The sequence below is a fragment of the Rhodoblastus sp. 17X3 genome (assembly GCF_030056575.1).
GTDB lineage: Bacteria > Pseudomonadota > Alphaproteobacteria > Rhizobiales > Beijerinckiaceae > Rhodoblastus.
Genome location: NZ_JASHHX010000023.1, coordinates 48,225 through 62,183, shown reverse-complemented (window position 1 = coordinate 62,183; position 13,959 = coordinate 48,225). Strand labels below are relative to the sequence as shown.

At 62.7% G+C, this 13,959-nt stretch carries 10 protein-coding genes; 6 read left to right on the top strand and 4 right to left on the bottom strand.

Annotated features, from left to right (window positions below):
- Window positions 1-499 precede the first annotated feature (499 nt).
- The 5 genes from QM467_RS17265 to QM467_RS17245 all read left to right on the top strand — a co-directional run bounded on the left by QM467_RS17265 (window position 500) and on the right by QM467_RS17245 (window position 7,481).
- On the top strand, window positions 500-727 hold the full coding sequence (locus tag QM467_RS17265) for a hypothetical protein (protein WP_283367579.1): 228 nt from the start codon (window positions 500-502) through the stop codon (window positions 725-727).
- Between the two features lie 686 nt (window positions 728-1,413).
- On the top strand, window positions 1,414-3,780 hold the full coding sequence (locus QM467_RS17260; RefSeq protein ID WP_283367578.1) for a peptidase domain-containing ABC transporter: 2,367 nt from the start codon (window positions 1,414-1,416) through the stop codon (window positions 3,778-3,780).
- Window positions 3,781-3,939: 159 nt separating this feature from the next.
- Window positions 3,940-5,238: an HlyD family type I secretion periplasmic adaptor subunit gene (locus QM467_RS17255; RefSeq protein ID WP_283367577.1), complete on the top strand. Its 1,299-nt coding sequence runs from the start codon at window positions 3,940-3,942 to the stop codon at window positions 5,236-5,238.
- 15 nt (window positions 5,239-5,253) lie between these two features.
- The gene (locus QM467_RS17250; RefSeq protein WP_342395139.1) at window positions 5,254-7,035 is read left to right on the top strand and encodes a tetratricopeptide repeat protein; all 1,782 of its coding nucleotides are present in this window, start codon (window positions 5,254-5,256) and stop codon (window positions 7,033-7,035) included.
- A gap of 134 nt (window positions 7,036-7,169) precedes the next feature.
- Window positions 7,170-7,481: a hypothetical protein gene (locus QM467_RS17245; RefSeq protein ID WP_283367576.1), complete on the top strand. Its 312-nt coding sequence runs from the start codon at window positions 7,170-7,172 to the stop codon at window positions 7,479-7,481.
- Between the two features lie 148 nt (window positions 7,482-7,629).
- Here QM467_RS17245 and QM467_RS17240 read toward each other — a convergent pair whose 3' ends face one another.
- Complete coding sequence (locus QM467_RS17240; protein WP_283367575.1) at window positions 7,630-8,070, bottom strand: hypothetical protein; 441 nt, start codon at window positions 8,068-8,070, stop codon at window positions 7,630-7,632.
- Between the two features lie 423 nt (window positions 8,071-8,493).
- On the opposite strand from QM467_RS17240, the gene QM467_RS17235 reads away from it, so the two are divergent.
- Entirely contained in the window at window positions 8,494-9,960 is a 1,467-nt protein-coding gene (locus QM467_RS17235; RefSeq protein WP_283367574.1) for a methyltransferase regulatory domain-containing protein, read from the top strand.
- Here the strand turns inward: QM467_RS17235 and QM467_RS17230 are convergent.
- From QM467_RS17230 to tssH, 3 genes are read right to left on the bottom strand one after another with little or no spacing between them, the layout of a single operon-like run.
- On the bottom strand, window positions 9,941-10,894 hold the full coding sequence (locus QM467_RS17230) for a hypothetical protein (RefSeq protein WP_283367573.1): 954 nt from the start codon (window positions 10,892-10,894) through the stop codon (window positions 9,941-9,943). The genes QM467_RS17235 and QM467_RS17230 overlap by 20 nt on opposite strands.
- A gap of 45 nt (window positions 10,895-10,939) precedes the next feature.
- On the bottom strand, window positions 10,940-11,215 hold the full coding sequence (locus tag QM467_RS17225) for a hypothetical protein (RefSeq protein WP_283367572.1): 276 nt from the start codon (window positions 11,213-11,215) through the stop codon (window positions 10,940-10,942).
- A gap of 14 nt (window positions 11,216-11,229) precedes the next feature.
- Entirely contained in the window at window positions 11,230-13,932 is a 2,703-nt protein-coding gene (gene tssH, locus QM467_RS17220; RefSeq protein ID WP_283367571.1) for a type VI secretion system ATPase TssH, read from the bottom strand.
- Window positions 13,933-13,959: the final 27 nt, after the last annotated feature.

Here is a 13,959-nt window from a genome sequence, read left to right as displayed (position 1 = left end):
CGGATCGACCGGAGCGACTGGATCGACCGGGGCCACCGGTTCGACCGGAGCAACTGGCTCGACCGGGGCCACCGGATTGACGGGAGCCACCGGCTCGACGGGAGCCACCGGCGCGACGGGAGCCACCGGCTCGACCGGGGCAACTGGCTCGACCGGAGCAACGGGTCATACGGGGCACACCGGGCACACCGGGCACACTGGGCACACCGGGCACACCGGCTGCACCGGAGCCACAGGCTCCACTGGAGCCACCGGCGCCACGGGAACTTCGGGCTCGACTGGTTGCACCGGAGACACCGGCGGAGATGATGACGAGCGCCATGACCGCTGGACTGGCGGAGCGACCGGTTCGCATGATTCGCTCACGGTCCAGGTTCACCAAGGCAACGTTCTTGGCGCACAGGGAATTGATCCGACCAAATTCCTGCAAGGTGGGAACGAGTCGGGCGCAACCGGAGGCAGTGGAGCGAATGGCGGCAACGGCCACGATAGCAATATTGTGACGCTGGCGGCCGGAGAGCAGCTGACAACCGACCTAACCAATTTTGGCAACCTGGTCAGTTCGTTGAAGCACGGCGCCAATGCACCGGGCCACGGAGCCGGCTCGCAAACAAATCCGGAGACAACCGGAGGCGGCATCGGCGCGTCCGCCAATCTCGATAATGGCGGCAAGCTGGAACTGAAGGATCTGCTGGCGAACAACACGCCGCCGGTCCACCGGGGCTGAGACAGCCTCGCTGCAAGCCAGCGACGGAGCCGCCAGGCTCCGTCGCTCCGCTTTCCCAACGCAACCTCGCGGACGGAAGGCGCCGATCAGTAGAAACGCGATAGATGAAACTGCTTCGAGGAGCCGTCGTGGAAATCAAAGCTGAACCGTTTCAGCCGTCCTCGCACCCAAACCTCGGCGCACAAATTGCGCCGGAGATGGTGGGGCGTGCGGGACCACGACGCTCTGCGAACAATGCCGATCAAGTGGTTGAGCTAGGCTTGCGCAGATCCGCGCCCCGTTACCGCTCGGTGATCGCTTCTTTTGTCGCTCGTCTTGAGCCGAATACAATCGAGAGCCGGCGCGCAATTTATGATCGTGCGCGAATCGCGCTGGTCGACCAACTCAAGAACGGCGCCTCGGCTTTCACCGAATCGGAGATTGAGCGCGAAAGCCAATTACTGGAAGATGCGGTGTGCTTCATCGAGGCGGCCGCGATTGAAGGCGCGCGGCAAGACGCGAACGGCGCCTTCAACGCGCCGGAAAATGCCGCAACATGCGATGGCGCGCCACCAGCGCCGGGGGCGGATGCAATTGCTTCTGCGCCATCTTCGGCGGGAGAAGTTGAGCAAAATCGGCTCAAGTCCGTGTTTCACCGCGGCGTGCTGGCCTTGAAGCGACGCTCGCCAGTTAGAACTCCGCTAGCGGTGAAGAACGAAGACTTCCAGTCGCCGGCAGCTCCGGTGGCGAAATGCGAGTGGAGCGAAAATCAGGCGCGTGAACTCGCACAGAGCGCTCTCGCGCCGAAAGAAACAATAACGGCAGTCGAGTTCGACGACGAGCCTGTGATCGGTTCACGTGCTGGCGCAACGTTTGGCGGGGAAAAAGTCCAGCTTCATCCACGCTTGCTGGCGATGGTTCATGCGGGGCGCTACCACGGCGTCGAGCTCGATCCAAAAGAGTTCCGGCAGCCCGCCGGCGAAGCGACGCCCACGGCGGCGGCGCTGTCCATGTGGGCGCAGAACGCCGGAATGTGGTCGCGCGCGGTGCGCATAAACTGGCGACATTTGCTGCGGCTTCACGAATCCGGACCAGTCGTGTTGTTGTTCTCGGACGGAACCGCGGGATTGATGAGCGGGGTTAACGCGGACAAGAACGCGATTCATCTCAAGGACGCGGCGGCGCCCGCTGGAACGCCTTCAGTCGCGATCGACGAATTGCGGTTGGCGCAGGTCTGGGAAGGCGAGGCCATATTGCTGCGCGGAATTCGTGGACGTGCGCCTATGGACGCATTGTTCAATTTGCGTTGGCTTGTCGATCTGGTCCTGCAAGAGCGCGGGTCGCTTCGAGATATTGCAATCGGCTCGCTGACCATCAGCATCCTGACAATCTTCCCGCCGCTCCTGGTCATGACCATGGTCAATAGGGTGCTCCAGTTCAAAAGCTATTCGACGCTGGCGCTGCTTTCCGTGATCATGGTCGTGATCGTCGCCTATGAAGCGCTTCTGGGCTTCGCACGCCGGCAGATTGTCGCTGTTGTCGGCGTGCGCCTCGACGCGAAGCTCAACCTGCATCTGTTCAATCGCCTGCTTCGGCTGCCGCTCGATTATTTCGAGCGCCACCCCGCCGGCGAGACCATGTATCTGATCGCCCAGATCTACCGCGTCCGCGAGTTCCTGACGGGCAGGCTCCTTGCGACCTTCCTCGATCTGATCACGCTCTGCGTCCTGTTGCCTTTCCTGTTTTACCTAAACGCCGCCCTGACGTGGATTGTGGTCGCCTGCGCCGCGGTCATCATGCTGATCATCCTGGCCTATCTGAAACCGCTCCAGGTCCAGTATGCGCGTGTCGCCGCCGCCGAAACCTGGAAATCCGCGGCCCTGGGCGAAACCATCGTCGGCATGAAGACAGTCAAGGCTCTCGCGCTGGAGCCACAGCGCCTCGCCCTGTGGGACGAACGGATCGCCGAAGCCGGAAAATCCCGCCTCGCGTTCGCGCAAACGGCCAATTGGCCGCAAACATTGGTGACGCCAATCGAGCGCCTGATGACGCTGGGCACGATGATGCTGGGGGCCTATTGGGCGATGAGCGACGCTTCCGGCTATATGGTCGGATCCTTGTTCGCCTTCATGATGTTGAGCCAGCGGGTGGCCCAGCCGCTCGTCGGCCTGGCGCGGCTGGTGGAGGATTACGAAGAAGTCGGCGCGGCCATCGGGGAAGCTGGATCGGTGCTGAACCGTCCACTCGAGTCCATCGCGGGCTCGGTCGGATTACGTCCGAAATTCTCCGGGGCCATCAGTTTCCAGGACGTGACCTTCGTCTATGGCGGAACCAAGACGCCGGCGCTCGACCGGGTGAGCTTCACTGTTCCCGCCGGAACGATGCTTGGTATCGTCGGTCGCAGCGGCTCCGGGAAGTCAACCATCACCCGCCTTTTGCAGGGGATCAACCGCGACTTCGGCGGTTTCGTGAAAATCGACGGGTCCGATCTCCGCGAGATTGACCTGCGGCATCTGCGGCAGAATCTCGGCGTCGTATTGCAGGATAACTTCCTGTTCCGAGGCACCATTCGGGACAACATTATCGCCGGGCGCCCCGGACTTACGCTCGCGGACGCGGTGCAGGCGGCGCGCCTCGCCGGCGCCGAGGAATTCATCGAACGCATGCCCAACGGCTACGAGACTTATATTGAAGAAGGCTCGCCAAATCTTTCGGGCGGACAGCGCCAAAGGCTTGCGATCGCCCGCGCCCTCATCCACGATCCTCGCATATTGATCCTGGACGAGGCGACCAGCGCGCTCGATCCCGAAAGCGAGGCGGTCGTCAGCGCCAACTTGCAGCGCATTGCGCGCGGACGAACGATGGTCATCGTCTCGCATCGTCTCTCATCGCTGATTGAATGCGACCTCGTTCTCGTGATGGACGAGGGCAAAGTCGATGACATCGCTCCGCACGCCGTCTTGCTGGAACGCTGTGCGATCTATCGTCAACTCTGGGCGCAACAGAACCGCCACCTCGATAACCAAGGGCAACGCCATGCTGTCTTCAAGCCCCGGCCGGTGCCCAACAACTAGCGACGCCTCGCCCCGATCGGCGATCGGGACAGTCGCTGGCGCAAGGGCGCGGACATGAGCAAAGCTTCGTCAAACGCAGTCGTCTCCTTCCGGCGCGGATCCGCGGCGGACCCGACTCTGCCAGCCATCCTTGAATTCCAGTGGCCGTCAACGGCAATCGTGAACGCGCCGGTTCCGCGCATGGCGCGAGGGATCATCTGGATCGTCGCCAGCCTTGTCTTCGTCGTGATCGCCACGCTGGCGCTGATCCCGGTCGACCGGGTCGTGGCGACGCGCGGCGCGGTCGTCTCCAAATCGCCCACCATCCTCGTGCAGCCGCTGGAGACCGCAATCGTTCGCTCGATCGACGTGCACGAGGGGCAGGAAGTCAAGGCAGGCGAGTTGCTGGCGCGGCTCGATCCGACATTCGCCAGCGCCGATCTCGCCACTCTTACCTCCCAGGTTTCGAGCCTCGAAGCCGAGGTTGCGCGTTTGCGCGCCGAAGCTGGCGGCCTTCCCTTCACTTATTCCGGGGACGATCCCAACTGGATCCTTCAGGCGTCGATCTTCGGCCACAGGCAGGCGCAGTTCGAATCAAAGATCGAGAACTATGCCCATCGACTGGCCGAACTGGACACGATCATCGTGCGCTCGAAGTCCGACGCCACAGCTTACCGGGAACGGCTGGGCCTGGCTCAAGACGTGGAGCAGATGCGAAAAACGCTCGAAGCGCGACAAGCGGGAAGCCGGCTCAACACGCTGCTGGCGATGGACAGTCGCGCGGAGATGGCGCGGGCATTGACGAATGCGGAACAGACCGCCAAAGGCGCCGAGCTCGACAGGGAAGCGCTGGCCTCGGATCGCGACGCCTTCGTTCGCGGCTGGAGGGGCGACGCCTCCCAGCAACTGTCCGCCGCAGCCGAAAAGGCAAGCAATGCGCGTGAGCAATTGAACAAGGCGAAGCTGCGCCGGGAATTGGTGGAGTTCCGCAGTGAACATGACGCTATCGTGCAGTCGGTGGCCAAAGTGTCCGTTGGCTCGGTGCTGCAATCCGGCCAGCAGTTCATCACGCTGGTTCCCGGCGACGCAATTCTCGAAATCGAGGCCAATATTTCCGGCGCCGAAAATGGATTCGTGCACCTCGGCGACCAGGTGTCGATCAAATTCGACACCTTCCCTTACACTCAATATGGCGTGGCCGAGGGCGTCGTGAAGATCGTCAGCCCCAACAGTTTCGCCGCGCAAGAGGAAGCGCGCAATCCTACCGGCGCGGCGCCAGCGACGCCGACGAGTTCCGAGCCCTTTTATCGCACCCGCATAGCCATCAAACGTCTCGCGCTCCATGATACGCCCGCCGGCTTTCACATCGTGCCGGGCATGCCCGTGACCGCGGACATCAAGGTGGGCAAACGCACGGTCCTGCAATATCTTTTCGGTCTTGTGGCGCCGGTGGCGAATGAGGCGATGCGCGAGCCGTAACATCGGAAATCCTTCATGAAGGGAATGGCGTTTGTTGATCGGCTGATCGGGCGTTTATCACCCGAAACCGCGCTGCGCCGGGCCAATGAATTGGCCGAGCAGAAGCGGTTCGCGGAAGCGTTCCCGCTTCTGGCGCTTGCGGCGAAGGCTGGCGTTCCGGAAGGCGAATACCGGATCGCGCTCGCCTATCTCGAAGGCTCAGGGATCCCTATCTGTCTGGCCGAGGGCGTGGTCTGGCTGCGGCGCGCGGCCGCGAATGGCTGGGTCGAAGCGCAGGAGCTTCTGGGCTCGCTTTGCTTGCACGGTCTGGCCGATGCAGCGAATGGAGCCCCGGCTGAGGACAGGCCGCGCTCAAATCGGCTGTTTGCTGCTGGCGCAACCGGCGAGCCGGATTACGAATCCGCTTTGCATTGGGCGAGCCAAGCCGCCAGGTCCGGCTCAGCCAGAGGTCAAGCGCTGTTCGGTTATATCCTGACGCATGGCCCGAAGGAAATGCGCGACCTGGAGGCGGCTCATCAATGTTACGCGCAATCCGCTGCGCAAAATTGCCCCGAGGGAAGCCTCGGTTATGCGCTTTCGCTGGCGCGCCGCGCCACGGACGAGACGAGCCAGCGCCGCGTCGCGCAACAGCTTCTGCATGCGGCCAAGTGCGGGCTGCCGACAGCAATCTATCTGTTGGCCGCGATCGTCGAGCAAGGCATGGGATTGCCGCGCGATCCCGCTGCGGCGGCAGAACTTTACCGGCGCGCGGCCGAAGGCGGGCATCGCGCCGCGCAGCTGCGTTGGGGGCTCGCTCTGATTGAGGGACGCCATGTCGCTCAGGATTTGATCAATGGCGAGTCCTGGCTGCGTCGTGCGGCGCAGGCGGGGGACGCAGAGGCGGCAACGCTGATCGGGGATTTGTACAGTCGAAATGGCGCCTTGCCGGCGAATTATTCGGAGGCGGCAAACTGGTATCGCAAAGCGGCCGAATTGGGCAGCGAAGCCGCCGCGCGGGCCTTGGGATCATTGTACCTGACAGGCGCCGGCGTTGCGCAGGACAATGACGAAGCAATCCGCTGGCTTCGAATTGCCGCGGACTCCGGCGATCAGGCCTCCCGGACCGATCTGGCCAATATGGTTCTGGAAGGCGAAGGAAGCCCGGAAGACGCGACCAGAATTGTGGGATGGTTCGAGCAAACGGCGGCGTCCGGCGACCATGTCGCCGCGTTCAATCTCGGCGTCTGCCTTGCCAAGGGCATCGGCGTGGCCCGGGATGAAATACAGGCCGCATCCTGGTTAAGGCGGGCGGCAGAGGGCGTGCCGGAAGCTCAGTTCATGTACGGTCGTATGCTCGCCGAGGGCCAAGGCGTGACGCCTGACATCGAGGCGGCGCGTTCCTGGATCAAATTCGCCGCCGACGCCGGCGTCGCAGATGCACAGGTCTCTCTCGCCGAAATGATGTTGAATGGCCGCGGTGGCCCGCGCGATCTTTCCGCCGCGATGGATTTGTTCGCGAAAGCTGCGGCCAAAAGCCATAGCGGCGCGATGTTCGGGCTGGGCGCAATCTACGGGGGCGGTCACGGGATGCCGACGGACCGTCTGACCGCCCAGCGCTGGTTCCAGGCGGCGGCGGAGCTGGGCCATGCGCAGGCCCAGTTAATGCTTGGCAGGTATTTGGCGATCGGGGCGGCGGGACAGTGCGATCGGTCCAGAGCGCGCCTTTGGTTGGAGCGCGCATCTGCGCAAGGGGTGTTTGACGCGGAAATCGACCTCGCCAACCTCGCGCATGAATTGTCGGCGGCAGGAAACAGCTGATGAATTCGATAAAGTTATATATATTTAAAATAAATAGGTGTTCGCAGTTTTATCCTGAGCGGTGCGCCACTTTACAATGCAATTTTTAATATACGGACGCGAACTGAACCGCGCCGGGTTTACCGGAGGCCGTTTTGATCAAATCAGGCCGCGATCAACTGATCGCGGCGCTGGAGAACGCGAGCTATCCCATTCGCGAGGTCGAGGTCAGCGAACGATCCGAAGATGTAACCGAATTCGCGGCCACCTTGGTTAGCACCTCTATCGAATCAGGTGAACTCGACGCCGTCGCCACCGCACTGAAAGCCTCGCCGCGGGTTTCGCACGCCAGCTGGTCGTCGACGGCCGACGATTGCCGACGATTTCTCGCTCATTCGACCAGATGGGTGAACTTCCCAGGACGGCAGCCACGTTATTGCGAGTTTCCGCTCCAGGTCCTTCTTTGACTTCACGGACGAGGTTGGCGGCCAACTGCTGATGGGATGGACCGGCTGCTTCATCGAGGCGAAGGCGCATCTCGATGAGATGAGGAAAAATCAGAAGCCCGTTTCGTTTAGGTCACTTTTCAAATGCCACTTCAGATACCCCTGCCGTCTATCGCAGGGAAATTACGAGCCCACTCAGGTCGAGATTGGCTATCAATCCGACTTGCCGACCTTCCAGCTCCAGGAGCGCGCCCTTGTTGTTTGTAAGCGCGATCACCCGCGCGCCAAGCACGACGGCCGCGCCAGCCCCACCAGCCCCGTAGACGCCTGCGACATCCGATGCCGTGCGGATGCGGCTAACCCGGCCATGAAATTCTGTCTCGGACAATCCGAACACGAGACCCGCGTCCACGCCGCCGATCGACAATGGATATCGCCGTCCATGAAATATCAGCGTGCCCGATCCCCCGTGCGCGCCGATGAACCAGCCGCCCTTGACCACCGACATGCGGATAAAGCCGCTGTCAGCGTAGGCCGGGGATGAAACGCTTGTGCCGATCGCCACGACCAGAGCGACAAGACTTAAACAAAATCCACGCCAATTTTGCATGTTGGAATTCCTCCCGTCCGCCGATCGAGCCGGCAGAAATAGTAGGCGTCCAATCGACCGATTGGAAGTACGATTTGGCCGCGGATCGCGGGTAGGCGCGAGCCAAGTGATGTGTGCAGGGCGTCTTGACGATGGCGACAGGGCGATCGAGGGCGACCCTGGATCGCCGCGCTCGATCGATTTGCGATCCATGCCAAATGCCGCGAGAACAGCTGGCAGTCTGACACCGGCCGCTTGGATTGGCAGGATTAGGGCGAGTTGCGATTGTCGTCCGTCCGGCCTGAAAATGCAGGCGCTTGAGCGCTGCAAGACGGCGCGCGCCAGGCGCCGCGTCACGGGCAAAAGCGAGGTGACATTGAGCGCCGTCGCGGACATACTCGCGGCGCGGCGGCAATTGATCAACATTGGCTTCGATGGAGTCCGATGACGACTGTTTACGACAGCGTTCGCTACCCGAACTGGCCCAATACGCGGACGCATCCCGCGACGATTGGCGCGCTGGCGCAATTGCTGGGGCGGCCCAGCGCGCCGTTTGGCCGGTGCCGCGTTCTGGAAGTCGCGTGCAGCGAAGGCGTCAACATCGCAAATATGGCGGTCGGCGCGCCGAACTCGGAATTTCTCGGAATTGACATAGCGGAATCGTCGATCGCACGCGGCGAGGAAACGATTCGCTGGGCCGGTCTCGGCAATGTGCGGCTGCGCCTGGCCGATATCAGGGACGAACAGGCCGTTCAGGGCGAATTCGATTATATCATCGCCCATGGCGTTTATTCCTGGGTCTCGGCCGATGTCCGCGCGGCGTTGATGGCGATGGTCGGCAAGAAGCTGTCCGCTGACGGCGTCGCTTTCATCAGCTACAACGCCTTTCCCGGTTGCAGGGTCCGCGAAACCATTCGCGACTATCTCGTCTATGTTCTGCGGGACGCCCGAGACCCGCAGCAGCGCATGGAGGCGGCGCGGGCCGCGCTGGAATATCAGATGTCGGGCTGGTCGGCCGAGAAGCCGTTTCAGAAGGCCCTGCTCGAAGCCGCGCAGGACAATCTGAATCGGCCGATCGAAGTGCTCTTTCATGATGAAATGGGGGAGGTCTGGGAGCCGCAATTCCTGAGCGACGTGGCGGCCGCCGCACAGGCGCAGGGGCTTGATTATCTCGCCGACGCGCATCCCTCCGTTCTCAACGACGGGCTGTTTCCTTCGATCCGTTTCGACGCCGCAAAGAAACATACGGGAGGCGATTGGGTGAAGTTCGAGCAATTGCTCGATTTCACCGACATGCGCCCTTTTCGCTGGTCCCTGTTCTGTCGCGCGGGTGAGAAAATTCAGCGGATCGCGACGCCGGAGCGGGTGGTCGGGCTCTATGCCTCCGCCGACCTCACGCCGGCGTCGGGCCCGGGCAAGAAGACTTACGCATTCCGGGCCAGGACGGGCGTGGAATTCGAGACCGACGATCCCGCGCTTGGCGGCCTGCTGGGACGACTGGCGACGGAGCCAGCGGTTCTTCTGGACGAATATGCGGACTCCCCCGCTATCGTCGAAAGTGTGCTGCGGCTTTTCGTCAACACAGCCGTCACTCTCGCTACGGCGCCGCCGGTCTATTCGCGCACGCCGGGCGACAGGCCGCTTGCTAGCCCCTTGGCGCGGGCGCAGGCGCGACGTGGCGAAGAGGTGCTGGCGGCTCTGCATCACAAGCCGGTGCGGATGATCGATCCGTTCTGGAATTCATTTTTGCAGCAGCTGGATGGAACGCACGACCACGAGGAACTGGCGCAATTCGTCGCCGGATCGACGGGAAAGACCATCGATGAGTCGCGGCGCTTGATTCCGGCGGCGCTGCAAGAAGTTGCAGGCAACAGACTCTTGATGGACGCCGTCAAGGCGCAAAATGCGTAGCCGGGACCGAGGCGGACCAGCCGCCGCTCGCCTGAATGTTCGGGGAATTCGACAGGCTCAACAATACGGCGCCGAACGTCGCCGTCTCAAGGGCGTTATAGGTTTGAGCCGGATCCATCGGCGGGTTGACGACCATTTTCTCCGCCGCGCTGTTGGGCGTTCCCGTCAGATAATCGTCTGATGTGAAATAGGATGTGATCAATTCGGCGGGCTGGGCTTCGGGCGCGCCGTCGGCGTTGATCCGCCATCGGATCCTGGCCACGATCCGGCTTTTCCAGTTGATGAAGCCGATCGGCTTGATGACCCCCGTGTTCAGGTCTTTGACGACGAATGTGTTGAAGAAGAAAAGCGATCGCTCGACCTGGTAGAGATAGTTCATCTTGTCGTCGCCGCCCCGGGCGGATCGCGTGGCGAAATTGGGAAGGGCCAGCGGGCGATCCGTGAAGGGATGATCGTGGAACTCCAGCGACGCCACCCAGGCGCCGGGCCTTCCGCCGCTGCGAATTGCGACGCCGCCAGCTTCGACGAATGGAAACGGAGGCGCGCCGTTCTCGTCGGCGTCGAGCAGGAACGAGCTGCTCCCCGGAAACAGCGGCGGCGCGGCGAAATCAAGTTTCATGCTGCCGTCAGAGGCTGTCATCCCGGCATACAAGGCATAGTCGATCGGCTTCCAGGCCAGCTGGAGAAGGTGGAATTCATAGTGTTGCTGAATGTCGGCGATGCTGTCCGCCAGGACGTTCATGCTGGCGGTGAGCTTGATCGCGCTGGCCCGCGCCGCGCTCTGGATTCTGCCGGAAACGATGGGGCCGCTGGAGCGGCCCTGGTGCAGGACGGCCATGGCGACGGAGCCGCGTCTTGCATAGCTTATGGCTGGCCGGGCGCCGGCGTAATGGGCTGTCATGGTCGCTGTGGATTCCTGAAGGGCTACCGGCATCGTCCTCTCCCAGCTTCCGGCGTCGCGTCGCCCCGCGTGAAAAATTCAATCGCGGTAAAGCTCGCCCCATTCCTTCTGCCAGATATTGTCCGGATCGATCACGACGATCGCCAGCTTGAGATCATTGGCGAGTTTGATCGCGCCGCGAAAGGCGTCGCGTGCGGGAATGTCGCCGCTGTCGACGCCGCCGGGCAATTTGCCCTCGGCGGCGGAGAGGGGAACGCGCACGCGGCCAGTCTGGCCCTCGCGCGTCTGCGCCAGTGACAGGTTCAGCGCGTCATCCTGCAATTCGTCAACCTGTTCGAAGCGATTGCTTGTCATAGCCGCCTCCCTGGTTAGGTCCTCGCGTCTTCCGTCACCTCCGGCGTGGCGGAACTCTGGTCGCGCTCGGCGGCTTCGCCGCCCCAGTGATAGCGAAAGACGCCATCCGCGATTCCCACTCGCGCCTCCGTCAGTTCCACCTTCGCCAGCGAGCGTTTGAGGAACTCGCGCGAAAGGGCGGGGAGCAGCGTGTTGGTGATGATGTTGTCGATGATGCGGCCGCCGGAATCGGGATCGTTGCAAAGCGAGACGATGTGATCCACGACTGCCTCCTCATAGGAAAACGCCGCGCCATGATTTTCGTGGATGCGCTTGCCGATGCGGTCGAGCTGCAAGCGCACGATGCCGGCCAGCATGTCCGGCGACAGCGGAAAATAGGGGATGGCGACGATGCGCCCGAGAAGCGCCGCCGGGAAAACCTTGAGCAGTTCCGGGCGCATGGCGGCGGCGAGCGATTCCGGATTTTCGACAAAGGCCTTGTCGTTGCTCAGTTCCATGATCAGGTCTGTCCCCACGTTCGAAGTCAAGATGATCAGCGTATTCTTGAAATCTATCCGCCGCCCCGTGCCGTCCTCCATGACGCCCTTGTCAAAGACCTGGAAGAAGATCTCGTGGACGTCGGGATGCGCCTTCTCCACCTCGTCGAGCAGGATGACGCTGTAAGGCTTGCGCCGCACAGCTTCGGTGAGGCGGCCGCCCTCGCCATAGCCGACATAGCCGGGAGGCGCGCCCTTCAGCGTCGAGACGGTATGCGCTTCCTGAAACTCGGACATGTTGATGGTGATCATGTTGGTCTCGCCGCCATAGAGCGCCTCGGCCAGGGCGAGGGCGGTTTCCGTCTTGCCGACGCCTGACGGTCCGCACAGCATGAACACGCCGATCGGCTTGTTCGGATTGTCCAGCCTGGCGCGATTGGTCTCGATCCGCTTGGCGATCATCGCGAGGCCGTGGCTTTGTCCGATCACGCGGCGGTTCAGGATTTCCGGCAGACGCAGGACGTTCTCGATCTCGTCCTTGACCATTCGCCCGACCGGAACCCCGGTCCAATCGGCGACCACGCTGGCGACCGCCTGCGCGTCGACATGGGCGTAGATCATCCGCTTTTCCGGTTCGATGCCTTCGAGCGCCTGGAAGTTTTCGTCGAGCTTCGAACGGGCGTCGTCGAGATCGGCGCCGTCTTCCGGCGTGGCGAGGATCGCGCGCAGGGATCGGATTTCATCGACGATCTTCTGTTCGCCTCCCCAGGCCGTCTCAAGTGCGGCGAGCTTCTCGCTGACGGTCTTTGCTTGCTCGTCGATTTCCGCGATGCGCGCCTCGTTGGTCGGCCCGAGGTCGCGGTCCGCGAGCAGCGCCGCCTTCTCCTGCGCCAGCGCCGCCTGCTCGACGCGGGCGTCCGCGATGGCCGCCGGGGTCGCGCTCTGGCTGATGGCGACACGGGCGCAGGCGGTGTCGAGCAGGCTGACCGCCTTGTCCGGCAATTGCCGCGCCGGAATGTAGCGGCTGGAGAGCCCGACGGCGGCGACGATGGCGGCGTCGGAGATGCGCACCTTGTGGTGCTTCTCCATCGGCCCCAGAATGCCGCGCAACATCCGGCAACAGCGGTCGATATCGGGTTCGTCGATCTGCACCGGCTGGAACCGGCGGGTCAGGGCAGGGTCCTTTTCGATATATTGCCGATATTCGGACCAAGTCGTCGCGGCGATGGTTCGCAAGGTTCCGCGCGCCAGCGGCGGCTTGAGCAGATTGGCCGCGTCTCCCGTGCCCGCTTGCCCGCCGGCGCCGATCAACGTGTGCGCCTCGTCAATGAAAAGGATGATCGGCTGTGGCGAGTTCTGGACCTCGTCGATGACCGAACGCAGGCGCTGCTCGAACTCGCCTTTCATAGAGGCTCCAGCCTGCATCAGGCCGACATCGAGAACGCAGAGGCGGACGCCGCGCAGGGGCGGGGGCACGTCATTGGCGGCGATCCTCTGGGCGAAGCCCTCGACCACCGCGGTCTTGCCGACGCCCGCCTCGCCGGTCAGGATCGGATTGTTCTGGCGCCGGCGCATCAGCACGTCGATCAGCTGCCGGATTTCCTCGTCGCGGCCGAGCACGGGGTCCATGTCGCCGGCGGCGGCCTTGGCGGTCAGATCCTGTGAAAAGCGGTCGAGCGCGGTCTGGCCTTTCTGGCCCGCCGCCGCCGCTCCCGGCGTTCCCTCGCCCCGCAGGCCTGATCCATCCAGGGGGCGCAGATTTTCTTCCTCGGAGCCGCTCCAGATTTTCGGATATTCAGCGGTGAGTTGATCGACAGGGATTTTGGAAAATTCCGGCGAGATCGCGACAAAGGCGCGGCGCAGCTCCAGCGACTTCAAGGCGCCGACCAGCACATAGCCGGTGCGGATCTGCGTCTCCCCGAACAACAGGGTCGCATAGTGCCAGCCGCGATCGAGCAGGTCCGTGATCGTGTTGGACACGCCCGGCATTTCCGTCTCGTTTTTCCTGAGGCCTTCGATGGCGCGGGACGTATCCGCGGCAAGCCGGGCGCGATCCAGTTTGAAATGATCGCAGGTCAGCGCCAGATCGGTTCGATCATTCTGCAGGATCTGGAAAAGCCAATGCGCCAGTTCGACATGGCGATTGCCGAGGCTCTTGGCCTGCCTCAACGCCTTGATGAAGGCGTCGTAGCCGATCCTGTTCAGCTTGCCCGTGACGGCTTCCAGACTGATGTCGGTCATTTTCGTCCCCGCCGCATCCCTGTGAAT

Excerpts from the sequence above, each read along its gene's own strand:
- QM467_RS17250 (WP_342395139.1), top strand. The coding sequence starts at position 5,254 with ATGAAGGGAATGGCGTTTGTTGATCGGCTGATCGGGCGTTTATCACCC.
- QM467_RS17240 (WP_283367575.1), bottom strand. The coding sequence starts at position 8,070 with ATGCAAAATTGGCGTGGATTTTGTTTAAGTCTTGTCGCTCTGGTCGTG.
- QM467_RS17235 (WP_283367574.1), top strand. The coding sequence starts at position 8,494 with ATGACGACTGTTTACGACAGCGTTCGCTACCCGAACTGGCCCAATACG.
- QM467_RS17230 (WP_283367573.1), bottom strand. The coding sequence starts at position 10,894 with ATGCCGGTAGCCCTTCAGGAATCCACAGCGACCATGACAGCCCATTAC.
- QM467_RS17225 (WP_283367572.1), bottom strand. The coding sequence starts at position 11,215 with ATGACAAGCAATCGCTTCGAACAGGTTGACGAATTGCAGGATGACGCG.
- tssH (WP_283367571.1), bottom strand. The coding sequence starts at position 13,932 with ATGACCGACATCAGTCTGGAAGCCGTCACGGGCAAGCTGAACAGGATC.